The organism is Amycolatopsis xylanica, from assembly GCF_900107045.1.
In the GTDB taxonomy this organism is placed as follows: Bacteria; Actinomycetota; Actinomycetes; order Mycobacteriales; family Pseudonocardiaceae; genus Amycolatopsis; species Amycolatopsis xylanica.
Window position 1 is genome coordinate 894725 of record NZ_FNON01000002.1, and the last position, 23740, is coordinate 918464.

Genomic DNA, 23740 nt, shown 5'->3' on the forward strand with positions numbered 1-23740 from the left:
GTGTGACCAGGACGACCAGAGAGGTGAACACGATGGCCACGAGGAAAGCTCCGGCGGTCCGCAAGGTCGCGATCATCGGTGGCAACCGGATCCCCTTCGCGCGCTCGAACGGGCCGTACGCGAAGGCGTCGAACCAGGACATGTTCACCGCGGCGCTCGACGGGCTGGTCAGCCGCTTCTCGCTGCAGGACGAGGTGATCGGCGAGGTCGCGGCCGGCGCTGTTCTCAAGCACTCCAAGGACTTCAACCTCGCGCGGGAGAGCGTGCTCGGCAGCCGCCTCAACCCGGCGACGCCCGCGTCCGACGTGCAGATGGCGTGCGGCACCGGCCTGCAGGCGATCATCAACGTGGCCAACAAGATCGCGCTCGGGCAGATCGACTCGGCCATCGCGGGCGGTGTCGACACCACGAGCGACGCGCCGCTGGCCGTCAACGACGACCTGCGCCAGATCCTGGTCCGGCTCAACGCGGCCAAGACGCTCGGCGACCGTTTGAAGCTGGTCGCGAAGCTGCGGCCGGGCCACATCGTGCCGGAGATCCCGCGTAACTCCGAGCCGCGTACCGGGCTTTCGATGGGCGAGCACGCCGCGCTGACCGCTAAGGTTTGGGAAATCACCCGCGAGGCGCAGGACGAGCTGGCCGCGACAAGCCACCAGAGGCTTGCTGCCGCTTACGACAACGGCTTCTTCGACGACCTGGTCACGCCGTTCCTTAAGCTCTCGCGCGACCAGAACCTGCGCGCGGACTCAACGGCCGAGAAGCTTGCCAAGCTCAAGCCCGCTTTCGGCGGCCCTGAAGGCACTATGACCGCGGGCAACTCGACGCCACTGTCAGACGGTGCTTCAGCTGTGCTGCTCGGCACCGATGAGTGGGCCAAGGCGCACAAGCTCCCGGTGCTCGCTTATCTGACGTTCTCGCAGACCGCGGCCGTCGACTACGTGCACGGCGACGAGGGGTTGCTGATGGCGCCCGCGTACGCCGTGCCGCGCATGCTCGCGCGTGCGGGATTGTCGTTGCAGGACTTCGACTTCTACGAGATCCACGAGGCGTTCGCGTCTCAGGTGCTCGCGACTCTGAAGGCTTGGGAAGACCCGGCTTTCGCCAAGGAGAAGCTTGACTTGGATTCGCCCCTTGGGTCAATCGATCGGGCGAAGTTGAACGTCAACGGGTCCTCGCTCGCGGCGGGGCACCCGTTCGCCGCGACGGGCGGCCGTATCGTCGCGACGCTCGCGAAGTTGTTGCACGAGAAGGGATCCGGCCGTGGCTTGATCTCCATCTGCGCCGCGGGCGGGCAGGGCGTCACGGCGATTCTGGAGCGATAAGGGAATTACCCTGAGAGCGAATCAGGGGAAAACCCGAGTGCGTTTTGTCGGGGTCGAGGTCTAGCGTGTCGGCCTATGGTGGCAGTGCGCGCGAAAGCGCTGGTCAAGACCTACGGGTCCACACGCGCGCTCGATGGGGTCGATCTGGAGATCCCCTCGGGCAAGGTGCTGGGGCTCCTCGGTCCCAACGGCGCCGGGAAGACGACGACCGTTCGCATCCTGACCACGCTGCTTCGCCCGGACTCGGGCGAAGCGGAGGTGGCCGGGCATGACGTGCTGGCCGATCCGGACTCCGTGCGGCGCGCGATCGGGCTATCCGGTCAGTACGCGGCGGTCGACGAGAACCTGACCGGGTTCGAGAACCTGTACATGGTCGGGCGGCTCTACGGCAGCAAGAAGCCCGCCGCCAAGGCCCGCGCGCGCGAGCTGCTCGCGCGGTTCCGGCTCGAGGACGCCGCCGACCGCCCGGCGAAGACGTACTCGGGCGGCATGCGCAGACGGCTCGACCTGGCGGGCGCGCTGGTCGCCGAGCCGACCGTGGTCGTACTGGACGAGCCGACCACCGGGCTCGACCCGCGCGGCCGGATAGATACGTGGGAAGTGATCAAGGAGCTGGTCGCCGACGGCACCACCGTGCTGCTCACCACCCAATACCTCGAAGAGGCCGATCAGCTCTGCGACTCGATCATCGTGATCGACAAGGGCAAGGTCATCGCGCGCGGCACGGCCGACGAGCTCAAGAACCAGATCGGCGGCGAGCGGCTCGAGCTCGTGGTCGCCTCGCCCGACGACATCCCGGCGACCGTCCAGGTGCTGACGGAGGTCGGCAGCGGCACGCCGTCGGCCGACTCGCACACCCGCAAGGTCGACGTGCTGGTCGAAGGCGGGCCGAAGGCGCTGATCGAAGCGCTGCGCCGGCTCGACGGCCAGGGCATCACCGTGCAGGACGTCGCGCTGCACCGGCCGACGCTCGACGACGTGTTCCTCTCGCTCACCGGACACGCGACCGACGAGGGGGACGCCCGATGAGCGCCGTGGCCAAGGCTTTCTCCGATGGCGGCGTCATCACCTGGCGCAACCTCAAGAACGTCCAGCGCAACCCGGACTGGCTGATGGCGGCGACGCTGCAGCCGATCATGTTCGTGCTGCTGTTCGCGTACGTCTTCGGCGACGCGATCGGCGGCTCCGCGGGTGGCGCGGCGTATCGCGAGTTCCTGATCGCGGGCATCTTCGCGCAGACGGTCGCCTTCAACTCCGCGTTCACCGTCATCGGGTTCGCTAACGACCTGCAGAAGGGCATCATCGACCGCTTCCGTTCGCTGCCGATCTCGCGACTGGCGGTGATCTTCGGCAGGACCACCTCGGACCTGGTGGTCAGCGTGGTCGCGCTGATCGTCATGTCGCTGTGCGGCCTGCTGGTCGGCTGGCGCATCCGCGGCAGCTTCCTCGACGCCGTCCTCGGCTACCTGGTGATGCTGATGTTCGCCTGGGCGCTGTCCTGGGTCGGCGCGTGGATCGGCCTGGTCGCGCGCAGCGTCGAGGTCGCCCAGAGCGCGGGCCTGATGTGGATGTTCCCGCTGAGCTTCATCTCGACGGCCTTCGTGCCCGCCGACAAACTGCCCGGCATCCTCAAGACGATCGCGGACTGGAACCCGTTCACCGCGGTCATCAACTCGGCCCGCGACCTCTTCGGCAACCAGTTCGGCGCCCCGCCAACCGGCTGGCCCGCCGAGCACGCCTCGCTCTACTCGATCCTGTCCTGCGTAGTGATCATCGCGATCTTCGCGCCACTGGCAACCGCCCGCTACAAAAAGGTCGCCTCCCGCTGACCCCGGTTCGAAAGCCCGAAAGCCACTTTCGTCAGGTGTTATCTGACGAAAGTGGCTTTCGGGCTATCAGACCTGCCGGAAGTGGCTTTCGGGCTTTTACTTGCTGAGGGCCTTTTCGGCGCGCTTCTCGGCTTTTTTGGCGGCGCGGCGGGCGCGCCAGCCGAGGGAGGGCTTGCCGGCGGTGTCGCCGACCGCGAGCAACAGGCCGCCAGCGAGGCTCGCGTTCTTGATGAACTGGACCTGCTGCTGGGAGCGCTCGGCCGGGTCCTTGATCTCCCAGAAGCGATGGGTGGCCAGCGTGGTCGGGACCAGGCTGCCGACCAGCGCGAACGCCGCCAGGCGCGGGGCCCTGCCGGTGGCGAGCGCGAGGCCCGCGCCGATCTTCACTGCGGCGTCGAGACGGACCAGCGTGGCCGGGTCGCGGGGGACCGACTCGGGGACGATGCCCTCGAGCTTGTCGAAGGTGTCGGTCAGGAACGGTTCCGCCGCCTTCGCGTGGCCCTGGGCGTCCCGGAGCGCGTTGATGCCGCCGAAGACGAAGATCGAAGCGAGCAGTGGACGTGCGACGCGACGGAGGATCACGGTCCTGCCTTTCTGCTGAGAGGTGTGCTCCCGAAGTTACGCCCAGAATGCCCACCCGTCCCGGACTCCAACCACGCTACCGTCGTATCAAGTTATCTAGCTTGAGAGCTATAAAACGCTAGCAAGCGGGATAGGCCCGCGGCAGCCGGAAGCCGCGGGCGGCCGCGATGTCGCGCAGCTGATCGGGATAGTCGGTGATGATGCCGTCGACACCGTCGTCGATGAGCTTGTTCGACGTGGCCACGTCGTCGATGGTCCACGGGATGACCTTGATCCCGGCGCGGTGCGCCTCGTCGACCAGCGCCTTCGTGGTGAACGGCCGGTAGTCCGGGTCGCCGGCGTGGCCGCCCTGCGGGTTGCCGTGCACGGGTGACAAAGCCGAGGCGCCGAACGACTTGACCGCGCGGACCGGGCTGCCGCCGAAGTCGTCGATGTCGAGCCCGCCGAGCCATGGCGACTTGCCTGGCTGGCCGACCTGGAGGAACTCGGGCTGGGTCAGCGCGACCGTCGGGAGCCACGGCGCCGCCTTGCGCACGAGCATGAGCGCGCCCCAGTCGAAGCTCTGGATGGTCACGTTGCGTGCGAAGCCCGAGCGCGAGATCTCCCGCACGGCCCGCTGGACGAACTGCTCGCGCGGCGCGGTCTCCTGCGGCGCGGCCGCCTCGACCTTCGTCTCGACGTTGAACTTCAGGCCCCAGGCGCGATGCTCGCGCGCGAGCTGGAAGAGCTCCGCGAGCGTCGGCATCTTGGCGCCGGGCGAGAGCGTCTGCTTGGGGAAGTTCGGCTGCCTGATCGAGCCGCAGTCGAGCGTGCGGACCTGCGCGAACGTCAGGTCTTTGACGTACTTGCCGACGTACGGGAACGCCGGGTCGCCGGGGAAGGCAGGCGCGGTGTCCTTGCACTTGGCCGCGGTCGTCTTGCGGTCGTGCGTGATCACCTCGCGGCCGTCCTGGGTGATCTGAAGGTCCAGCTCCAGCGTGGTGACGCCCAGCTCCATAGCCTTGCCGAAGGACGCGAGGGTGCTCTCCACGGTGAGCCCGATGCCGCCGCGGTGTGCCTGGATGTCGAACGGATGCCGCGGATGCGCGTCCGCGACACCGACCAACGTGGTCGTGAGCAGGCCGGTCAATGCCAGCACGAATGTCTTCATGACTGAACGGTGTCACCGCCGGGTGAATTCGGATTGACCTTGACGCTACGTCAACCTCTACCGTCGAAGACGTGCCGAACGAGAAGGAGTGGTCGATCCAGGACATCGCCCGCTCAGCCGGGACCACGAGCCGCACGCTGCGCCACTACGGCGACATCGGGCTGCTCGAACCCAGCCGGCTCGGTAGTAACGGCTACCGCTACTACGACCAGGAGGCGCTCATCCGACTGCAGCGAATCCTGCTCCTGCGCGAGCTGGGACTCGGACTGCCCGCGATCGCCGAGGTGCTCGAAGGGGAGCAGAACACCGCCGCGGCGTTGCGCGCGCATCTGGAGTGGCTGGAGGACGAGCGACGGCGGCTCGGACGGCAGATCGAGTCGGTCAAGACGACTCTGCGGAAAACGGAAGGAGGTGAACAACTGATGGCGGACGAGATGTTCGACGGCTTCGATCACACGAAGCACGAGAAGGAGGTCACCGAGCGCTGGGGCGCCGAGGCCTACCGCAAGGGCGACCAGTGGTGGAAGTCGCTGACCGCCGAGGAGAAGAAGGCGCACCAGCAGCTCCAGGTCGAGATCGCGGCCGACTTCGGCCAGGCGAAGCTCGACGGCCTGGCGATCGACAGCGCCGAGGTCCAGGTGATCGCCGGGCGGCTGCACGACTGGCTGCGCGGACCGGTCGGGACCGTGTCGAAGGAGTACTTCGCCGGGCTGGGCCAGCTCTACGTCGACGACCCGCGGTACGGGCAGTACGACGAGAAGCAAGGGCCGGGAACGGCCGAGTTCATGCGTGACGCGATGAAGGTCTACGCCGAGCGCAACCTCTAGGAAGGCCGGGGCTGCAGACCCGGCCTTTCACTCGACACGCCTAGCGTTCTCTCGCGGAATATCGGGCTGACGCTAGAAACCCCGATAGCTTGTCAGCGTGGATCCCATCCGCAACCCCTTCGCACCGGGCGCCGGTCAACGGCCGCCGGAGCTGGCAGGTCGCGAGCGCGAGCTCAAGGCGTTCGAAGTGGTTCTCGAACGCGTCGCGCGGGGACGTCCCGAACGAAGTCTCATGCTGACCGGGCTGCGCGGGGTGGGGAAGACCGTGCTGCTGGGTGAGCTGCGGTCGATGGCGATCAAGCACCGCTGGGGCGCTGGCAAGATCGAGGCCAGGCCGGACACCGAACTCCGCAGGCCACTGTCGGCGGCACTGCACCGCGCCATCCGCGACCTGGCCGTCCGGCATCGCGCGCCGGACCGGGTCGAAGAGGTGTTGGGCGTGTTGAAAGCGTTTGCGCTCAAGGCCAACAAGCCGGACGCGAAGCTGCGCGATCGCTGGCAGCCGGGCATCGACGTGCCTGCCGCCGTCGGCCGCGCGGACTCGGGCGACATCGAGATCGACCTGGTGGAGCTGTTCACCGAGGTCGCCGAGTTGGCCTCGGACGTCGGCACTGGCGTCGCGCTGCTCATCGACGAGATCCAGGACCTCATGCCGGACGACGTGTCCGCGCTGTGCGCCGCCTGCCATGAGCTTTCGCAGTCGAACGCGCCGTTCGTCGTGGTCGGCGCCGGGCTGCCGCACGTGCCCGCGGTGCTCTCGGCCTCGAAGTCGTACTCGGAGCGGCTGTTCCGCTACGCCCGGATCGACCGGCTCGAACGCGAGGACGCGGACCGCGCGGTGCTCGCGCCGATCGAGCGCGAAGACGCGGGCATCGAACTCGAGGCGCTCGACGCGCTCTTCGACGCTTCGGGCGGCTACCCGTACTTCATCCAGGCCTACGGCAAGGCGGCCTGGGACGCGGCGCCCGCCGATCCGATCACGGTCAAAGACGTGCAGATGGCCGCGCCGGAGGCCGAGTCGGAGCTCGCGGTCGGCTTCTTCGGCTCGCGCTACGAGCGGGCGACGCCTGCCGAGCGCGAGTACCTGCTCGCGATGGCGGAACTGACCCAAGGTCGCGACGAGTCGGCCGCCACCGCGGACGTGGCCGTCTACCTCGGGCGCAAGCCGTCGTCGCTGTCGCCGGCGCGGGATTCGCTCATGAAGAAGGGCCTCGTGTTCTCCGCCGAACGCGGGCACATCGCCTTCACCGTGCCGCATTTCGGCCACTACCTGCTCAAACGCGGCGACGAGTAGCGCCGAGACCGGGATAAAGCCTGCTTTATCCCGGTCGATACACGTACCTAGCGTTCTCTAGGAAATTTACTAGATAGATCGAGAGTTGCCTAGCGGTGACCCAGACCACGAATCCGTCCTGCCGAAACGCCTAGTTTGCCGATGATTCATCGGCAGGTGCGCCAGATCACCGGATAATCGTTGGACTCCTTGTGAAAAAAGGCGCATACTAGATGCACAAGCCACGAACACCAAGAGATCCTCGAAGGGGATGCAGAACCGATGAACAACATCGCCGCCAAGCTCCGTGCCCGCCGCGCAGAGGCTCGCACTCGCCGGGCGCTGAACCGGGCGATCGACACCGCGGCCACCGCGACCGTTCGTCAGGAGCTCATCGCGATCGCCCAGGCGCGCCAGACCTTCACTCGCTGATTCACTTTCGGGTGCGCCATCTTCACCCGAATGAGTGACCTAGAACACATAACGCATGGGGTGTAACGCCATTCACTGTGGCGTCGATACCCCAGATGACCCCGTGATGCTGGCGGACCCCCGACCTGGCAGCATCACGGGGTTTCCATTTGGCACAAAATCGGTTGCCACCAGCGCTAGTGCGGCGTAAAGCTTGACCATGTCAACGACTTAGTTGAGGTGGTCAGTGAACGACCAGCAGCTGGCCGAACGGGTCGCCACGGTCCGGGCCTTCAACCGTCTCTACACCGGCGTGATCGGCGTCCTGAACGAAGGACCGGCCGACGCCGAGTATTCGCTCAGTGAAGCGCGCGTCCTCTTCGAGCTGGCGCAGCGCCCGACCACTCGGGTCCCCGACCTGCGCAAACGCCTCGATCTCGACGCGGGCTACGCGAGCAGGCTGCTGGCGAGACTCGAAGCACGCGGCTTGCTGACCCGCGAACGCTGCGACGAGGACGCCCGGCGCCAGGTCGTCAAGCTCACCGCCGACGGACAGGCCGCGTTCCGCCTGCTCAACGAGCGGACCGTCGAGCAGATCGGTGGCCTGCTCAGCCGCTTCAGCGAGTTCGACCAGCGCAAGCTCCTCACCGCGATGGGCACCATCAGCGGCCTGGTCGGCGAGCGGCCGGCGAACCCCGCCCTCGTTCTTCGCCAGCCACGATCGGGGGACCTCGGCTGGGTGATAGAACGCCACGGCGCCGTCTACGCGCGTGAGTATGGCTGGAATGAGGGTTTCGAAGCGCTCGTGGCCAGGATCGCCGCGGACTACGTCGACGGTAAGGGCACCGCGCGCCAAGCAGGCTGGATCGCCGAGCTCGACGGCGAACGTGTCGGCAGCGTCTTCTGCATGCCGGGCCCGGACGTGAAAACGGCGCGGCTTCGCCTGCTGCTCGTCGAGCCGCATGCCCGCGGCTTCGGTTTGGGAAAGAGGCTCGTCGACGAGTGCGTCGCGTTCGCGCGCGCGAGCGGTTACTCGGCGATGACGCTGTGGACGGTCGACCTACTGGCCACGGCCAGGCACCTCTACCAGCGCGCCGGGTTCCGGCTCGACACGCAGGAGCGGGTGCACGAGTTCGGCCATGACCTGGTCGGTCAAACCTGGCGACTGGAGTGGTGAACCATGTTCGTGGTCTATTGCCCGGTCTGCGACCGGCGAACCCTGCTCGGCGTCGACGAGGTCGACTGGGTGGAGAACCTCCAGCCGGGGATGATCTCGGTCAGCGGCCACTGCCCGCGCGGGCACGACGTGGCACTGCTGACCGGCGACATGTTCAAGCCGAACGAGGACCCGCGCTACTACGGCCCCGCGCCCAAGCTCTGGCACAAGCCCGTCCGCAAGCTGGCCGCGCTGTTCGCCAAGCTCTTCCGCCGCCGCACCAACGCGGCGACCTGCCCCTGACCACGACGAGGGTCGTGAGTGTTTTGACCGGTTAGAACCGGCCGGAACACTCACGACCTCGGTGTCGATTTCTCGGCTGGTTGTTCGTCTAGGGACCATCGACCAACGGAAAGGACGGTCCCATGACCAACTTCATCGGGTTCCTTCGCAGCACGACGGCCACGGAAACCCAGCTCGCGCCGGGTGAGGGGCAGCGGGCGCTGGAGCAGTACATCGCCTGGAGCGAGGACCTCGGCAAGCAGGGCAAGATCATCACCGGCGGTGGGCTTTCGCGTCGCGGCCGCGTGATCAGGGCGACCGAGGGGGAGCTGACCTCGACCGACGGGCCGCATGCCGAAGCGGCCGAGATCGTCGGCGGGTACATCGTGATCGTCGCGAACGACCTCGACGAGGCCGAGAAGATCTTCAGCACGCATCCGCATTTGCAGTATGGGCCGATCGAGGTGCGCAAGGTCGGCGAGCGCGGCTGCGAGGACTGAGCCGATGAGCGTCGCGGACGGCGTGGTGGAGCATCTCTTCCGGCACAGTGCCGGGCGGATCACCGCCACGCTGCTCCGTGCGCTCGGGCCGGAGCGGCTCGACCTGGCCGAGGAGGCGGTCGCCGACGCGCTCGAGCTGGCGTTGCGCACGTGGCCGCAGACCGGGGTGCCGGACAATCCCGGCGGCTGGCTGTTCCGCGCGGCGCGGAATCGGGCGTTGGATGTCGTGCGGCGCGAGCGGACCTTGCGCGCGAAACTGCCGTTGCTGGCCGAACTCGGCTCTGTCGAGCAGGCCACGGGCGACGACGAACTCGCGCTGATGTTCCTGTGCTGTCATCCCGCGCTGCCGGTGGTTTCGCAGGTGGCGCTGACGTTGAAGACCGTCGGCGGGCTGGGGGTCACCGAGATCGCGTCGGCGCTGCTGACCAAACCGGCGACCATCGCGCAGCGGCTGACCAGGGCGAAGAAGTTCCTGCACGGCAAGCGGCTCGACCTGCCGTCGGATGACGCTCTGGAGTCGCGTGTGGACAGTGTGCTCGCGATTCTGTATCTGCTGTTCAACGAGGGGTACGACACCACGACCGGCGAGGTCGCGGTGCGTGGTGAGCTGTGCGGTGAGGCGATCCGGCTCGGCAGGCTGCTGCTCGCCGAGCCGCGCACCGATCTGCCGAAGGCGCGTGCGCTGGTCGCGTTGATGTTGTTGCAGGCCAGCAGGCTGCCGGCGCGGGTCGACGCCGATGGCGATCTGCTGCTGATGGACGAGCAGGATCAGTCCAAATGGGACGGATCGATGATCGTCGACGGCACCCGGCTGTTCGAAGCGGCGTGCGTCGGCGATGAGCTGTCGGCGTATCACGTGGAGGCCGCGATCGCGCTCTGCCACAGCACGCCGCCGACGGACTGGCGGCAGGTGCTCGGGCTGTACGACCAGCTGGTGGCGCTGCGGCCGTCACCGGTGGCGCGGCTGAACCGGGCGATCGCACTGTCCATGGTGGACGGTGCGGCCGCCGGGATCGCCGAGCTGGAACGGCTCGACCTGCCTGGTTACACCTTGCTCCCGGCCGTGCTCGGTGCGTTGTGGCTCAGGGCAGGCGACCCCGAGAAGGCCCGTACCTACTACGAAGCGGCGCTGGCGCTCCCGTGTTCGGAGCCCCAGCGCCGCTTCTTGGCACGCCGTCTTTAATGCGCGCCGACCGCGCGGAGGTCCTTGTCGCCCTCGTCGGCGTGGTAGTCCTCCGGGTTCGTGCTGTCGGTGCCGTTGAACACCTTCAGCCGCCGCGCGACCACCGTGAAGATCACCGCGACCAGCAGGTTCGCCACCAGCGCCACGAACCCGACGTAGATCTGCACCTGGGAGCCCGAGAACGGGTGCCAGCCGAAGATCGACAGGTTGCCCAGCGGCAGCGCCGAGCCGGCGAAGTGCTGCTTGCCGGTGGCGGGGTTCCCGATGCCGTACAGCATGATCAGGCCCCAGCCGAGCCCGACGACCCAGCCCGCGATGAGGCCCCAGCGGTGCAGCCAGCGCGTGTACAGCGAAATCGCCACCGCCGGCAGCGTCTGCAGGATCAGCACGCCGCCGATGAGCTGCAGGTCGATGGAGAACTGCGGGTCGATGAACAGGATGAACGCGACCGCGCCGAACTTCACGATCAGCGAGGCGAGCTTGGCCTGCTTCGCCTCCTGCGCGTGCGTGGCGTCCTTCTTGAGGAACTCCTTGTAGATGTTGCGGGTCCACAGGTTCGCCGCGGCGATCGACATGATCGCGGCGGGCACCAGCGCGCCGATGCCGATGGCGGCGAAGGCGATCCCGGCGAACCAGGCCGGGAACTGGCCGTCGAAGAGCACCGGGACGATCGTGTTCGTGTCGGGCTTTCCGGTGGCCGCGTTGTTGATCGGCTTGGCGCCCGCGCTGATCGCGAAGTAGCCGAGCAGGCCCAGCAGGCCGAGCAACAGCGAATACGCGGGCAGCGCGACCATGTTGCGCTTGATGACGCTGCGGCCACGCGAAGCGAGCACGCCGGTCAGCGAGTGCGGGTACAGGAACAGTGCCAGCGCCGAGCCCAAGGCCAGGGTGATGTACTGCAGCTGGTTGTTGCTGTTCAGGTAGATGCCGTCGGACTTGGCGGGCGTCGCGTCGAACTTGGCCTTCGCGGTGTCGAAGATGTGCGCCCAGCCGCCCAGCTTGCTCGGCAGGTAGACGATCGCCGCGATGATCACCACGTAGATCAGGATGTCCTTGACGAACGCGATCAGCGCGGGCGCGCGCAGGCCGGACTGGTAGGTGTAGACCGCCAGGATGATGAAGGCGACCAGCAGCGGCAGGTGCCCGACGATGCCGGAACCGTTGAGCCCCATCGTCCTCAGCACCGACTCGAGGCCGACGAGCTGCAGCGCGATGTACGGCATGGTCGCGACGATGCCGGTGATCGCGATCAGCAGCGCGAGCAGCGGCGAGCCGAACCGGCCGCGCACGAAGTCGGCAGGCGTCACGTAACCGCGTGAACGCGAAACCGACCACATCCGGAGCGCGGGCAGCAGCACCAGCGGATAGGTGATGATCGTGTACGGCAACGCGAAGAATCCCATCGCGCCCGCGCCGAAGATGAGAGCGGGTACCGCGACGAACGTGTATGCGGTGTAAAGATCACCACCGATCAAAAACCACGTGATCCATGAGCCGAATTTACGGCCGCCGAGTCCCCATTCGTCCAAATGGTCGAGCGAAGCCGCGGCCTTCCAGCGGGAGGCGAGGAAACCGAGCACCGTCACCAGCAGGAAGAGCACGGTGAAGATGATGAGTTCCGGCCACTGGATGTTGCTCACTTAGCCCCCTCGTCGAGGTCGTCGACGCTCAGTTTGTCCGTCCGCTCGACGGTCGGCTTGCCCTTGGTGCCCCAGTAGACGATGGCGGTGGAGATGACACCGACGAAGACGAATGCCAGCTGGAACCAGTAGAAGAACGGCATGCCGAACAACCTCGGGTTCTCGAAGTTGAACAGCGGCGTCACCAGGATCAGCAGTGGCACGAGCAGGAACAGGTTCCACGGGCTGAACTGAAACCCGCTCACCTTTCCGCTGGACTTACCAGACGACATCGGACCTCACCTAACACTCCCGTAACCAGCGGTTAGTGCCGCTGACCCTAGAACCTCCAGGCGATCTCGTCACGTCTGTCCTATATCGATTTGATCAGCAGGCAGTTGGAGCAACACTCCGCCCGACGAAGGGCGGTTGCTACTGACCGTTCGGACGGATATCAATAGCCCCAAGTCGCGGAGCACGTCTTCGCACGACGATTGAATAGGGGCATCGAATGAAGCGACTCCGCTATGCGGTGGTGATTCCGGCTCTCGCCGGCACCATGCTGGCCGGGTTCACTCCTGCTTTCGCAGGTCAAGAGGCCAAAGCGCAGCCTCTGAACTCCACGAACATCCCAGCCGAATACGCGAACCAGAAGCTCGACTGGCACAAGTGCGTCGTCGGCGCCGACCTGCCGACCCCGCCGCCCGCCGGCGCGGAGAACATCGAGTGCGCCGTCTTCAAGTCGCCGCGCAACTGGTACCGCACGAACGAGAAGATCGACCTCACGATCGCGGTCAGCAGGCTGAAGGCGACCGGGCCCGAGTCGACCGGCAGCGTGTTCACGAACCCGGGTGGCCCCGGTGCGCCTGGCCGTAACTTCCCGGCTCGGCTGCGTAACCAGACCCGGCTTCGCGCCGCGCAGGACATCATCGGCATCGACCCGCGCGGCACCGGCAAGAGCACCAACATCACCTGTGGTGGCGCGATCGGGACCGGCTCGGACCTCGACCCGCGTGACCGCGACCGCGACAACCTGAACCTGATCCTCGACGCGACCAAGTACGCGGCGCACTCGTGCCAGGTGAAGTCGGGCGAGCTCGGCCAGTACATCAACACCGACCAGACGGTCCGCGACCTCGACCTGCTGCGTGTGCTGCTCGGCCGCGACAAGATCAACTGGGTCGGCTACTCGGCTGGCACCTGGATGGGCGCGCACTACGCGCAGCAGTTCCCGACCCGCACCGGCCGGTTCATCCTCGACTCGGCGACCGAGTTCACCACCTCGTGGCACGACTCGTTCGACTGGCAGCCGCTCGGCTTCGAGCGCCGCTGGCGTCAGGACTTCCTGCCGTGGATCGCGAAGTACGACAACGTCTACCACTTCGGCACCACCGGTGAGGCCGCGCGCCAGACCTACGAGAAGGTCCGCTACGCGCTGACCCAGAACCCGGTCGAGGTCGACGGCTCGAACGTCTCGGCCAACGGGCTCGACTCGTTCATCGCCTCGCAGCTGTACGCCAAGCGTTCGTTCCCCGGTCTCGCCAGCTACCTGGTCAACGTGAAGACGCTGACCGAGGGTTCGGCTTCGCAGTCGCAGAAGGCCGCCGCGGCCCGTGAGGTCAAGGCGGAGAGCAAGGCCACCGAGGCGCTCGGCCCGCAGCCGCTGATGGTCCCGAGCGACGGTGACGCCTACGACGCCAGCTTCTGGACGATCCCCTGCAACGAGGGACCGTGGCCCGGCAACCGCAACAGCGTCATCCGCGACTCGCAGAAGCTGATCAACAAGGATCTGCCGCTGCTGGGTGCCGGCTGGCTGATCCAGCCGTGCATCTTCTGGAAGCGTCCCCCGGCCCCGCTGCCCGTGCTGAACGGCATCGGCGTGCCCCCGGTGGTCATCGTCCAGTCGGTGCACGACCCGGCGACCCCGATCGAGGGTGCGACCCGTGCGCACAAGGCGTTCGCGAACTCGCGGATGCTGACCATCACCGGAGAGGGTGACCACGGCATCTACGCGGGCGGCAACGCGGCTGTGGACAAGATCGTGGAGGACTACCTCGTCGACGGCAAGGTGCCGAACGACCAGAGCATCCCCGGGATCCCGCTTCCGGTGCCTCCTGGCGCCTGATACCCCCAGGTGTTGTGGGCCCCGTCGAGTTTCGGCTCGGCGGGGCCCTTTCCATGCGCCTGTGGGTACCTGTGCACAGAGTTGTCCACAGGTTGTGGACATGTGGATCGGTATTACTATTGGGGCATGGTTCGGGTCCCACTTACGGATGAAGAGCGCTCACGCGGTGAGCGCCTCGGCGCGATCCTGCGCGCCGCGCGTGCCGCGCGCAGCATGGTCGACGTCGCGCTCGAAGCAGGCATCTCGGTCGAGACGCTGCGCAAGATCGAGACCGGGCGGATTCCGACGCCCGCGTTCTTCACGGTGACCGCCATCGCGACCGCGGTCGGCCTGCCGCTCGAAACCCTGCAGTCGGCCATCGCCGCGGGCGAGCCCCCGGAGTCCGAGGTCCCCCAAGCCTCGTGAGTGGTACGGCCGGTTCTAACCGGCGAAAACACTCACGACCCCACGGAGCTGGGCTAATGCGCTGGCACGACGGTGGCCGCGGCTAATTCGAGATCATGGTGGAACAAGGGTGGCTCTTGTAACGCTGAGCGTGACAAGAGCCACCCTTGTGTCGTTTATCCAGCCGCTATGGCGGGGCAGGGCCAGGAAGCGGGATAAAGCGGGCTTTATCCCGCAGCGCCGCACGCGGACTATTTCCGCAGGTCAGGGGTCGTGAGTGGTACGGCCGGTTCTAACCGGCGAAAACACTCACGACCCCACTAGGCGCGGGCGGCGCGGGGGCGGAGCTGGGTCAGGATGTGGTCCCGGTCGTTCAGGAAGACGTAGCCCTCGAGCGGGAGTTCGTACGTGTTGAGGAGGCGCTCGAGGTCGGCGTACTCGTCGACCGTGAGGCGGACGTTCTCGGCGCAGAGGTGGGCGATCATCGTGTCGACCAGCTCGTCCCACTCGCCCGACCACAACAGGCCGCGGTAGTGGTCGAAATCCTCTTGGGGCAGGCGATTGGCCAGCTGGGCGAGCAGTACGTCGGCGAAGTAGCTGATGCGGCCCGCGGCGAGGTCGGCGACCGTGGGGTTGGCCGGGTCCTTCGCGGTGTCGGGGTTGCGGGTGACGCCGGGGCCCGCGATCGGGAAGGCCGTGTGGACCATGCCGTCTTCCTCGACGAGCACCACCACGTGCACGCCGTAACGCTCGCCGGCGCAACGCCAGCGGCCGTTGTACTGGCGGCGGCGAGGTTCGCCGGGGTCGTTGGCGACGTCCTTGATGACGGCGATGATCTGCTCGTTGGTCCAGCCGGGTGGGAACTCGCTGGTCGCCCTGCGTCCCGCACCCGGCGCATGTCCGCCACCCACCACGAGCTCCCTTCCGATCACTGGCGAGCCTAGCCTGCTAACGGCGTATCGGAATGGACCAAAAGCGGGTACGGCGGGAGCTATTTCGCCACAAAAGCTCGCATTTCAGTTACACACCGTCACTAATTCGGGTGAGGACGGCCAGCACGACCGTCGCGAAGATGAGTACGTCGGGACCGCGCAGCAGTTGGGCGAACAACCGCGTCGGGACCTGGCCGAGTACCCGCGAGGTGACGACGCCGAGATCGTCGAACGTGGTCGGCGGGCGGGTCGCGGTGCGGATCACCGCCAGCGCCACGATCGGGAGCACCACCACGGCCACCAGGCTCGGCATGAGGCCCAGCACCAGGCCGGCACCGGCGAGCACGACGCCCCACGCCACGGTCAGCGCCAGCATGACGAGCAGGTTGGCCAGCCAGAGTCCGCGGCCGGACGTGCCGAGCCAGCGGCGGCGGCCGTCGTTGCGCCACAGTTCGCCGACGCCGCCCGCGAACGGGATGAGTGCGCAATACGCGGTCAGCGCCACGAACACGACGTCCGGGATCGCGGGCGCCGCCGCCTTGGCCAGCACAGCGGCGATCGCCAGTGGCACCGCGGCGCCCCAGTAGCGGGCCCGGCCCGCGACGCCGAGCCAGGCGAACCGCAGCGCGGTCGGCCGCCGCAGGGAAAACCGCACCGGACGGGCAGCCGGGAGTAACGCCAGCGGGTCGAGGAAGGTCAGCGAGACCGTGCGGACGAGGCGTTCGTTCCAGCCGTCGACCAGCGCCTGACGGCCCGCGCGCGACACCGCGTCTCCGGTTCGCCACGACAGCGCACCCAGCAGGAACAGCGTCGCGGCCAGCACCTCCAGCGCGAACGGTGCGAGCTGTGCCTTGGCGACCACCAGGCCCAGCGCCGCGAGCAGCACCGGGCCGAACACCTCACCGCGGATGGGTGGGCGTCTGGCCGTCGAGACCGAAAGCGTCGCACTGCCCAGCAGCAACGCGGCCGCCGCTGGCCACCCATCGCCGCCGACACCGCCCGCGACGCCGGTCAACGCGCCGACGTAGACGAAGAGGCCGACACCGACGCACCACACCGCCCACATGCGGCGGCCGATGAGCCTGGCGCGGTCGGCGCCCGTGAAGTCGAACCAAGTCAGCATCGCGGGCTCGGCCCACACGAAACCCCGGCGCAGCAAGGCGCGCCACATCAGGGCACCGCAGGCGACGAGCAGGCCGAGAATCGCCGGAATGTCCGCTATGGACTGTCCGAAAAGGAATGAGCGCAGCGAGTGCACCCGGAAGAACGCCTGTATCGCGATACCGACCGCGAACAATCCCAGCAAGAAGGCCGAATCTCCAGGGCGCACGCCGCCGAACCGGGGGCGGCCCGGCACCCGCAGCGTCACACGAACTCCAGCACGCTGTCCGCGGCCTCCAGCAGCGGCGGGTGGTGCGTCGCGACGACGACAGCGGCGCCCGCCGCGGTCGACCGCGCGATCAGCGAGGTCAGCCACTCCTTGCCCGCGACGTCCAGCGCCCGTTCCGGCTCGTCGAGCAGCAGCACATCGTGTGGCCTGACCGTGGCGCCGAGCAGCATCAGCCGACGTCGCTGCCCTGCTGAGAAGGCGCCTGCCGCCAGGTTCGCGCGCTCGCCGAGACCGGCGTCTTCGAGCAACGCGCCGAAGTCGCCGAGCGTGATGCCGAAGGAACCGGCGAGCAACTCCAGGTGCTGGGTCGGGGTCAGCTCGGCGAAGAAGTCCGAGTCGTCCATCAGCACCGAAACCCGCCTGCGGAATGCGACATCCCGTTCGTCCGGCGACATTCCGGCCACCGTGATCGCGCCACTCGTCGGCTCTTGCGTGCCGTAGAGACAGCGCAGCAGCGTCGACTTGCCCGCGCCGTTCGGGCCGATGATCGCCGCGCATTCGCCGGGCTCGACGAGCAGATCGAGCTCGGAGAACAGCCAGTCGTCGGCGATCCGGACGCCGACACCGCTCGCCTTGATCACTTCAGCAGCTCGATGACCGGCGCGAAGCTCTCCAAGCTCCCTTCGAGCACGGTCACGTACGTGAAGCCGAAACGTTCGCGGTTCGCGCGGATCTGCTCGGCCATCTGCTCGTGGGTACCGCACAGGAGGGTCGGGATCTGGCCGACCTGCTCGGTCGTCAGCCCGTCCATCTGCTTCGCGGCCTCCTCGATCGCGCCTGCCCGGTCGTTCGTGACGACCACGCGGGGCGTGAGCACGTTGAACTCGACCTGGCGCCCGTTGAGCTTCCCTCGGACGAACTCGATCCGTTCCAAGATGCCCTCGGCGTGCTCGGCCCTGATCTGCGCGCCATCGGGGACCTTGGCCGCCCCGGGAAACCCGATGATGTCGGCGTGCTCGGCGGCGAGGGTGAGCAGGCGGTCGCCTCGACCGGCGATGAGCAACGGCGGTCCCGGCTTCTGCACCGGCGCCGGCTGGTGATCGGGATCGGCGTAGAGCCGCTTGAGCTCCTTGACCGTGTGCTCGAGATGGTCGACGCGCTTGCTCGCGGACGGCCACGGCATGCCGGTCGACTCGAACTCCTCCTTGATGTACCCGGCGCCGAGTCCGAGTTCGAGCCTGCCGTCGATGAACAGGTCGGTCCCGGTGACCTCGCGGGCCAGCAGCACCGGGTTGTAGAAGGCGGCGTTGAGCACGTAAGTGTTGAGCCGCACGCGTTCGGTCGCCTCGGCGGCGAGCACCAGCGCGGGGAACGGCGGCGCCATCCAGAGGTGGTCGGCCGCGCCGATCACGTCGAAGCCGAGGTCCTCGGCCTTGCGGCACTTCTCGGCCCATGCGGTACGCGATGCGGGCACGACCATGTTGACGCCGAACCTGAAATCCCCAGTCATGGTTCCAAACTACCCAAAACGAGGAAGGCCTCCCTCACCATTTTCGGTGAGAGAGGCCTTCCCCGGATATTCGCTTTAGCCCAGGCGCTGCTTGAGCGCGGCGAGCTCGTCACGAAGCGACGACGGGACCTTGTCGCCGATCTTGTCGAACCACTCTTCGATCAGCGGGATCTCCTTGCGCCACTCGTCGGCCTCGACGCCGAGCGCGGCCTGGATGTCCTCGATCGGCTCGGACAGGCCGTCGGTGTCGAGGTCCTCGGCGTTCGGCACGAAACCGATCGGCGTCTCGACGGCGTTGCCGCGACCCTCGACGCGCTCGATGACCCACTTGAGCACGCGCGAGTTCTCGCCGAAGCCCGGCCACAGGAACCGGCCGTCGTCGCCGCGGCGGAACCAGTTCACGTAGAAGATCTTCGGGAGCTTGTCCGCGTCGGCGTTCTTGCCCAGCGACAGCCAGTGCTTGAAGTAGTCGCCGGCGTGGTAGCCGAGGAACGGCAGCATGGCCATCGGGTCGCGGCGGACGTTGCCGACCGCGCCCGCGGCCGCGGCCGTGGTCTCCGACGACATGGTGGCGCCCATGAACACGCCGTGCTGCCAGTCGCGGGCCTCGTTGACCAGCGGGACCGTGGTCTTGCGGCGGCCACCGAACAGGATCGCCGAGATGGGCACGCCCTTCGGGTCGTCCCACTCCGGCGCCAAGATCGGGCACTGCGACATCGGCGTGCAGTAGCGCGAGTTCGGGTGGGCGGCCTTCTCGTCCGAGTCGGGCGTCCAGTCCTGCTTCTTCCAGGAGGTGGCGTGCTCGGGCGTGCCCTCCATGCCCTCCCACCAGATGTCGCCGTCGTCGGTCAGCGCGACGTTGGTGAACACCGTGTTGCCCTTGTCGATGGTGCGCATCGCGTTGGGGTTGGTGTGCCAGTCGGTGCCCGGCGCGACGCCGAAGAAGCCGAACTCGGGGTTGACCGCGTACAGGCGGCCGTCCTCGCCGAACCGCATCCACGCGATGTCGTCGCCGAGCGTCTCGGCACGCCAGCCGGGGATGGTCGGCTGCAGCATGGCCAGGTTGGTCTTGCCGCAGGCGGACGGGAACGCCGCCGCGACGTAGTGGACCTTGTTCTCCGGCGAGATGAGCTTGAGGATGAGCATGTGCTCGGCGAGCCAGCCCTCGTCACGGGCCATCACCGAGGCGATGCGCAGCGAGTAGCACTTCTTGCCCAGCAAGGAGTTTCCGCCGTAGCCGGAGCCGTAGCTCCAGATCGCGCGTTCCTCCGGGAAATGCGAAATGTACTTGGTTTCGTTGCAGGGCCAGGGAACGTCTTTCTGGCCCGGCTCGAGCGGCGCGCCGACCGAGTGCAGCGCCGGCACGAATTCACGCTCGGTGCCGTCTTCGGTGACGAATTTCTCGAGTGCCGCAGCGCCCGCACGCGTCATCACCCGCATTGACGCCACAACGTAAGCGAAATCGGTGATCTCGATACCCAGTTTGGGGTTTTCGTCCCCGAGCGGCCCCATACAGAACGGGATGACGTACATGGTGCGACCACGCATCGAGCCACGGAACAGCTCGGTCATCGTGGCTTTCATCTCGTCGGGGTGGGCCCAGTGGTTCGTGGGGCCGGCGTCCTCTTTGTCCAGTGAGCAGATGAAGGTGCGCTCTTCCACCCGCGCGACGTCGTTCGGGTCCGAAGCGGCCCAGAACGAGTTCGGGCGCGACTTGAGCTGCACGAACGTGCCGGCCTCGACCAGCTCCGCGTTGATCCGAGCGGACTCCTCCTCGGATCCGTCCACCCACACGACCCGGTCCGGGGTGGTCAGCTCCGCGACCTCCCGCACCCAGGACAGCACGCCACTGTGCGTCGTCGGCGCTGTATCCAGTCCGGGGATGGCGACTGCGGTCATCTCGTCTTCTCCTGACTCCGCGACGACAGATAACCCGCACGGAGAACGACGCTGTCCTCGTGCGGGCTGCATTGCCGGCGACCGAATGGCTTCGCGCACCGCCGGGAAGGCGGTGTGCTGGTTTGGGGATTCCACGAGGGTAGCCGGATGACCGCCAGGTAACCGAGAGCTGTCCTGTCGGTTCTCTCACAAGAACGATAAGGGAATCGATTCAGTATCACCGGAATGGGCCATCCGGCGAAAATCTTCCGGTGAGCCAAAACACAAGATCCCCGTATGCCGGGCGGCATACGGGGACCTGATTGTGACCTGGGTTACTTAATTGGGACTAATCCACTGCCCGGTGACGGAATCGATCTTCGCGACACCCTCGAGGGTTTCCGTGCCCGCGCCGCCCCAAGCCGCGTCCGCGGCCGGGTCGCCGGAGTCCATCAGGCCGCTGGCCTTCTCGGTCCATTCGCCCTTGCCGGTGTGCTCGAGCGTCGTCGAGTGCCCGCTGGAGTCGATCTGCACCGCGACGTCGGCCTCGCCGTCACCGTCCTTGTCGGTGAACGCGATCGTGCCGCCGTCCTTGGTGTGCACCACGGCGGTGTCGTTGACGCCGTCGTTGTTGGTGTCGACGGTGGCCGCGCCGACGTCGACCTCGCCCTTGTCGGGCAGGTCGGCGGTGATGTGGCCGCCCGATCCGGCCTGCTTGCCGGAGTCGTCGTCGCCACCGTGCGAGCCGCCCGCGTTGATCCAGTGGCCGGTGGAGTCGTCGTACACGGCCTTCTCGGTGACGTTGCCCTGGTCGTCGAGCCGGGCGAACTGGTCGGCGACACCGTCGTGGTTGGTGTCGATGAACGCCTGCGCCGTACCGTCGGGGTTCTCGACGATCGCCGTGTCGGCGACGCCGTCCTTGTCGAGGTCGTAGTTGACCTCGGCCGAGTAGTCCTGACCGTCGGCGTGGATCGTCATGCCTGCGGTGCTGTTGGCGTCAGCGTCCGTTCCGCCACTCTCGTCGACCCACACGGGACATGCCCCCTTTGAGCTGCCTGGATGTTTTCGCTAAGCCTATGACTCACGGTAGGCCTGTCCGGTTCCCGGCCACAACCGGATCACACGGTCAGGCCTTGTCGCGCAGCGTGCGCATGCGGGCGAGCAGCGCTTCGGCACGGTCGCGACCATCGGAAACACCGCTGAGCCGCTTCGCCACGATCGCGATCGTCTTGGCCCGCTCCTGCGCGCCCATCTTGATCGTCTTGTCGACTTCCTTCATCTCGGCTTCGATGGCGTCGATGCGCCTGCTGAGCGCCTCGTCGAGCGCCATGGTCAGCTGCTGCTCCGCCTCGATGAGCTGCTCGGCGACCAGCTGGTCCAATGTGGAACGCGCGTCGGCGATCGCCTCGACGAGCCACTGCTTCATGTGCTGCTTGTCGGCCGCGTGCTTGCGCGTGCGCGCCATCCACCAGCCGGCGCCGAGCCCGATGACGATCGTCGCGGGCAGGATCACCGGGTTCAGGATCGCGACGCCCGCGAGCGGCAGCGCGGCGACCTTCCCGGCGCCGAGACCGCCGGAGATCCCCATGAAGACGAGCAGTTTGTCCTCGGCGGTCGGCGGCTTCTTCTCCGGCGGCCGCAGCACGACCGGCGGGCCGCCCGCGCGGGCGAACTGGGCGCGGATGACGTCGAGTTCCTCTGGCGAGAACAACTCGGAGAGCGAGACGTTCGTGACCTGGTTCAGGCGCTGGGCGAGCAGCATCGACACGCGCTGCGACGTGGTCTGCAACGCGATGTCGACCTGCTGCGGCAGCGCCGCGAGGTCGTCGCGCTTGGCGGCCTCGATGACCTGGCGGAAGTGCGTCTGCGCGTCCCGCATCTGACGGCTGCTCTCGTGCCCGATCTCGACGCGGGTGCGCTGCACCTCGCCACGCAGTTTCAGCTGCCAGCCCCGCGTCGACGTGCGGCGCTCGGCCATGAGCTGCTCACGCCGCTCGCGCAGCTGCTCGGCCTCGGCCTCACCGGCGGACAACGCGCGGCTTTCGGCCTGGAGTTTGGCTTTCTGTTCGGCCAAGGCACTCGACAACGCGCGCATGGTGTTGGCTTCACCCAGCATCGCCGAACGCCCGACGAGCATTTCCTGCAGCGCGCCCTGCAAGGCGGCGATGCCGGACTTCTCGCGCAGCATCCCGGCGGCCTGCTCGTTCGGCGCCTTGCCCGCCATTTCGAACATGCGGGCCGAAACCGGATAGAACGTCGCGTCGGCGAACCTGGGCGCGTGCTCGGCCAGCAGCTGCTTGTCGGCTTCGAGCACCTCACGCCAGCCGCGGAAGGCGTCCGTTTTGGACAGTGCGAACAACACCGTCTCGACCCGGTCGCCGACCTTGCTCAGGAACTGCAGCTCGGTCGAGGTGAACGGGGCGGAGGCGTCGACCACGAACAGCAGCGCGGTCGCGCTCGACGCGGCCTCCATCGCCAGCTCACCGTGCATCGAGTCGAGCCCGCCGACCCCCGGAGTGTCCACAATCGACACCCGCTCCAGCAGCGGGATCGGCCCGCTGACCTCGACGTAACGCGGCGGCAGCTGGCCTTCAGGCAGTTCGTGCGCGGCGGAGACCCAGTTGATCAGCTGGTCGAGCCTGATCGGCACCGGCGCGAGCTGGCCGGGGTAGCACGCCTGGGCGCCCCACTCGGCCGCGTGCTCGAACACCAGATACGTCGCGGTCGCGACATCGGCGTCGACCGGGGACAGGCCCGGCGTCGCGAGCATGGCGTTGACCAGCGAACTCTTGCCGCGGTTCGTCTCGCCGACGACTACGACCGAAGGGCGCTTGGGCCTGGCCTTGCGTACTTCGTCGACCCACTTGGCGCCGTCGGGGTCGATCTCCCGCAGCAACGTCAGCAGCTGGTCGCGGGTCGCCTGTACCTGCTGCGGCAAACTCGGAGCGGTCACTATGGCCGTTTCGTGTAGACGGTGACGATCGGGGCGCGCAACAGCTTGTCATGGTCGGCGAACCCGACGACCTCGGTCTCGGCGACCGTGCCTGCCAGCGCCTCGTCGTCGGTCGGGGTCGCGCCACCGGCCTCGTGCAGCGCCGGGTCGAACCGGTCGCCGTCGGGACGCAGTGCGCGCACGCCGATCTCGGCGAGGCCGTGTTCGATGCGCTCGACCACGCCGCCACTGCGTGCGCGGTCCATCGCGTAGAGACAGAGCTGGATCAAGGAGCGCCGGTCGGCCAGGGCTTGCTCGAGGTCGGCAGGAGCGGCGGTCGCGATAACGGGCTGCACATCGGGTTCCGACGCGGTCTGCGCCGCGACGGTTCCGCCGGTGTCGGTTCCGTCAGCTTCGGCGATGATCTGCGCGATGCCTGCCGCGGCGATCTGCCCGGTGGGCACGTCGTCCGGATTCATGGCATCAGTGTGCTGGAACCCGCCGTCGCCGGGGTG

24 protein-coding genes are annotated in these 23740 nt (G+C 67.5%); 12 read left to right on the top strand and 12 right to left on the bottom strand.

Features of this window, described 5'->3' with window-relative positions:
• Positions 1-32: 32 nt before the first annotated feature.
• The 3 genes from BLV57_RS12090 to BLV57_RS12100 all read left to right on the top strand — a co-directional run bounded on the left by BLV57_RS12090 (position 33) and on the right by BLV57_RS12100 (position 3151).
• Entirely contained in the window at positions 33-1322 is a 1290-nt protein-coding gene (locus BLV57_RS12090; RefSeq protein ID WP_091289108.1) for an acetyl-CoA C-acetyltransferase, read from the top strand.
• 75 nt (positions 1323-1397) lie between these two features.
• A complete protein-coding gene (locus tag BLV57_RS12095; protein WP_091288722.1) occupies positions 1398-2351 on the top strand; it encodes an ATP-binding cassette domain-containing protein in 954 nt (317 codons plus the stop codon).
• The gene (locus tag BLV57_RS12100; RefSeq protein WP_091288723.1) at positions 2348-3151 is read left to right on the top strand and encodes an ABC transporter permease; all 804 of its coding nucleotides are present in this window, start codon (positions 2348-2350) and stop codon (positions 3149-3151) included. Before BLV57_RS12095 ends, BLV57_RS12100 begins: the two co-directional genes overlap by 4 nt.
• Before the next feature lie 96 nt (positions 3152-3247).
• On the opposite strand, the gene BLV57_RS12105 is transcribed toward BLV57_RS12100, so the two are convergent.
• Both BLV57_RS12105 and BLV57_RS12110 read right to left on the bottom strand, forming a co-directional pair.
• Positions 3248-3733, bottom strand: a complete 486-nt coding sequence (locus BLV57_RS12105; RefSeq protein ID WP_091288724.1) for a DoxX family protein — start codon at positions 3731-3733, stop codon at positions 3248-3250.
• Between the two features lie 118 nt (positions 3734-3851).
• Positions 3852-4883, bottom strand: a complete 1032-nt coding sequence (locus BLV57_RS12110) for a glycerophosphodiester phosphodiesterase family protein (protein ID WP_091288725.1) — start codon at positions 4881-4883, stop codon at positions 3852-3854.
• A gap of 71 nt (positions 4884-4954) precedes the next feature.
• Here BLV57_RS12110 and BLV57_RS12115 point away from each other — a divergent pair, with 71 nt between their 5' ends.
• The 7 genes from BLV57_RS12115 (at position 4955) to BLV57_RS12140 (ending at position 10515) form a co-directional block, all read left to right on the top strand.
• Positions 4955-5710 carry a MerR family transcriptional regulator gene (locus BLV57_RS12115; RefSeq protein ID WP_091288726.1) on the top strand — a complete coding sequence of 252 codons (756 nt, stop codon included), beginning with the start codon at positions 4955-4957 and terminating at the stop codon, positions 5708-5710.
• A 97-nt stretch (positions 5711-5807) separates the two neighbouring features.
• Positions 5808-7004: an ATP-binding protein gene (locus tag BLV57_RS12120; RefSeq protein ID WP_091288727.1), complete on the top strand. Its 1197-nt coding sequence runs from the start codon at positions 5808-5810 to the stop codon at positions 7002-7004.
• Between the two features lie 261 nt (positions 7005-7265).
• Positions 7266-7415 (top strand): hypothetical protein, encoded by a 150-nt coding sequence (locus BLV57_RS43215; RefSeq protein ID WP_176968572.1) that lies wholly within the window; start codon positions 7266-7268, stop codon positions 7413-7415.
• A gap of 226 nt (positions 7416-7641) precedes the next feature.
• Positions 7642-8571 carry a bifunctional helix-turn-helix transcriptional regulator/GNAT family N-acetyltransferase gene (locus BLV57_RS12125; protein ID WP_091288728.1) on the top strand — a complete coding sequence of 310 codons (930 nt, stop codon included), beginning with the start codon at positions 7642-7644 and terminating at the stop codon, positions 8569-8571.
• A gap of 3 nt (positions 8572-8574) precedes the next feature.
• A complete protein-coding gene (locus tag BLV57_RS12130) occupies positions 8575-8853 on the top strand; it encodes a hypothetical protein (protein ID WP_091288729.1) in 279 nt (92 codons plus the stop codon).
• A gap of 122 nt (positions 8854-8975) precedes the next feature.
• A complete protein-coding gene (locus tag BLV57_RS12135; protein ID WP_091288730.1) occupies positions 8976-9332 on the top strand; it encodes a YciI family protein in 357 nt (118 codons plus the stop codon).
• A gap of 4 nt (positions 9333-9336) precedes the next feature.
• Positions 9337-10515, top strand: coding sequence for an RNA polymerase sigma factor (locus BLV57_RS12140; RefSeq protein WP_091288731.1), 1179 nt, complete (start codon positions 9337-9339; stop codon positions 10513-10515).
• Here the strand turns inward: BLV57_RS12140 and mctP are convergent.
• Positions 10512-12155, bottom strand: a complete 1644-nt coding sequence (gene mctP, locus BLV57_RS12145) for a monocarboxylate uptake permease MctP (protein WP_091288732.1) — start codon at positions 12153-12155, stop codon at positions 10512-10514. The two genes, BLV57_RS12140 and mctP, sit on opposite strands and share 4 nt — an antisense overlap.
• Positions 12152-12427: a DUF3311 domain-containing protein gene (locus tag BLV57_RS12150; RefSeq protein ID WP_091288733.1), complete on the bottom strand. Its 276-nt coding sequence runs from the start codon at positions 12425-12427 to the stop codon at positions 12152-12154. Before BLV57_RS12150 ends, mctP begins: the two co-directional genes overlap by 4 nt.
• A gap of 218 nt (positions 12428-12645) precedes the next feature.
• On the opposite strand from BLV57_RS12150, the gene BLV57_RS12155 reads away from it, so the two are divergent.
• On the top strand, positions 12646-14259 hold the full coding sequence (locus tag BLV57_RS12155; protein ID WP_091288734.1) for an alpha/beta hydrolase: 1614 nt from the start codon (positions 12646-12648) through the stop codon (positions 14257-14259).
• Positions 14260-14385: 126 nt separating this feature from the next.
• Positions 14386-14664 carry a helix-turn-helix domain-containing protein gene (locus tag BLV57_RS12160; RefSeq protein WP_091288735.1) on the top strand — a complete coding sequence of 93 codons (279 nt, stop codon included), beginning with the start codon at positions 14386-14388 and terminating at the stop codon, positions 14662-14664.
• Positions 14665-14963: 299 nt separating this feature from the next.
• On the opposite strand, the gene BLV57_RS12165 is transcribed toward BLV57_RS12160, so the two are convergent.
• The 8 genes from BLV57_RS12165 to grpE form a co-directional block, all read right to left on the bottom strand.
• Positions 14964-15554 (bottom strand): EndoU domain-containing protein, encoded by a 591-nt coding sequence (locus tag BLV57_RS12165; protein WP_091288736.1) that lies wholly within the window; start codon positions 15552-15554, stop codon positions 14964-14966.
• Positions 15555-15663: 109 nt separating this feature from the next.
• Positions 15664-16944 carry a hypothetical protein gene (locus BLV57_RS12170; RefSeq protein WP_091288737.1) on the bottom strand — a complete coding sequence of 427 codons (1281 nt, stop codon included), beginning with the start codon at positions 16942-16944 and terminating at the stop codon, positions 15664-15666.
• Positions 16941-17546: an ABC transporter ATP-binding protein gene (locus BLV57_RS12175; protein WP_091288738.1), complete on the bottom strand. Its 606-nt coding sequence runs from the start codon at positions 17544-17546 to the stop codon at positions 16941-16943. Before BLV57_RS12175 ends, BLV57_RS12170 begins: the two co-directional genes overlap by 4 nt.
• The gene (locus tag BLV57_RS12180; protein WP_091288739.1) at positions 17543-18415 is read right to left on the bottom strand and encodes an LLM class F420-dependent oxidoreductase; all 873 of its coding nucleotides are present in this window, start codon (positions 18413-18415) and stop codon (positions 17543-17545) included. The genes BLV57_RS12175 and BLV57_RS12180 overlap by 4 nt, the downstream gene beginning before the upstream one ends.
• Positions 18416-18490: 75 nt before the next feature.
• Positions 18491-20314 carry a phosphoenolpyruvate carboxykinase (GTP) gene (locus tag BLV57_RS12185; protein WP_091288740.1) on the bottom strand — a complete coding sequence of 608 codons (1824 nt, stop codon included), beginning with the start codon at positions 20312-20314 and terminating at the stop codon, positions 18491-18493.
• A 318-nt stretch (positions 20315-20632) separates the two neighbouring features.
• Positions 20633-21325 carry a hypothetical protein gene (locus BLV57_RS12190; protein ID WP_091288741.1) on the bottom strand — a complete coding sequence of 231 codons (693 nt, stop codon included), beginning with the start codon at positions 21323-21325 and terminating at the stop codon, positions 20633-20635.
• Between the two features lie 94 nt (positions 21326-21419).
• Entirely contained in the window at positions 21420-23246 is a 1827-nt protein-coding gene (locus tag BLV57_RS12195) for a dynamin family protein (protein ID WP_091288742.1), read from the bottom strand.
• Positions 23246-23704, bottom strand: coding sequence for a nucleotide exchange factor GrpE (gene grpE / locus BLV57_RS12200; protein WP_091288743.1), 459 nt, complete (start codon positions 23702-23704; stop codon positions 23246-23248). Before grpE ends, BLV57_RS12195 begins: the two co-directional genes overlap by 1 nt.
• Positions 23705-23740: the final 36 nt, after the last annotated feature.

Coding starts and splice junctions, on each gene's coding strand:
- BLV57_RS12110 (WP_091288725.1), bottom strand. CDS start 4,883: ATGAAGACATTCGTGCTGGCATTGACCGGCCTGCTCACGACCACGTTG.
- BLV57_RS12095 (WP_091288722.1), top strand. CDS start 1,398: ATGGTGGCAGTGCGCGCGAAAGCGCTGGTCAAGACCTACGGGTCCACA.
- BLV57_RS12130 (WP_091288729.1), top strand. CDS start 8,575: ATGTTCGTGGTCTATTGCCCGGTCTGCGACCGGCGAACCCTGCTCGGC.
- BLV57_RS12135 (WP_091288730.1), top strand. CDS start 8,976: ATGACCAACTTCATCGGGTTCCTTCGCAGCACGACGGCCACGGAAACC.
- BLV57_RS12140 (WP_091288731.1), top strand. CDS start 9,337: ATGAGCGTCGCGGACGGCGTGGTGGAGCATCTCTTCCGGCACAGTGCC.
- BLV57_RS12185 (WP_091288740.1), bottom strand. CDS start 20,314: ATGACCGCAGTCGCCATCCCCGGACTGGATACAGCGCCGACGACGCAC.
- BLV57_RS12155 (WP_091288734.1), top strand. CDS start 12,646: ATGAAGCGACTCCGCTATGCGGTGGTGATTCCGGCTCTCGCCGGCACC.
- grpE (WP_091288743.1), bottom strand. CDS start 23,704: ATGAATCCGGACGACGTGCCCACCGGGCAGATCGCCGCGGCAGGCATC.
- BLV57_RS12160 (WP_091288735.1), top strand. CDS start 14,386: ATGGTTCGGGTCCCACTTACGGATGAAGAGCGCTCACGCGGTGAGCGC.
- BLV57_RS43215 (WP_176968572.1), top strand. CDS start 7,266: ATGAACAACATCGCCGCCAAGCTCCGTGCCCGCCGCGCAGAGGCTCGC.
- BLV57_RS12100 (WP_091288723.1), top strand. CDS start 2,348: ATGAGCGCCGTGGCCAAGGCTTTCTCCGATGGCGGCGTCATCACCTGG.
- BLV57_RS12180 (WP_091288739.1), bottom strand. CDS start 18,415: ATGACTGGGGATTTCAGGTTCGGCGTCAACATGGTCGTGCCCGCATCG.
- BLV57_RS12090 (WP_091289108.1), top strand. CDS start 33: ATGGCCACGAGGAAAGCTCCGGCGGTCCGCAAGGTCGCGATCATCGGT.
- BLV57_RS12150 (WP_091288733.1), bottom strand. CDS start 12,427: ATGTCGTCTGGTAAGTCCAGCGGAAAGGTGAGCGGGTTTCAGTTCAGC.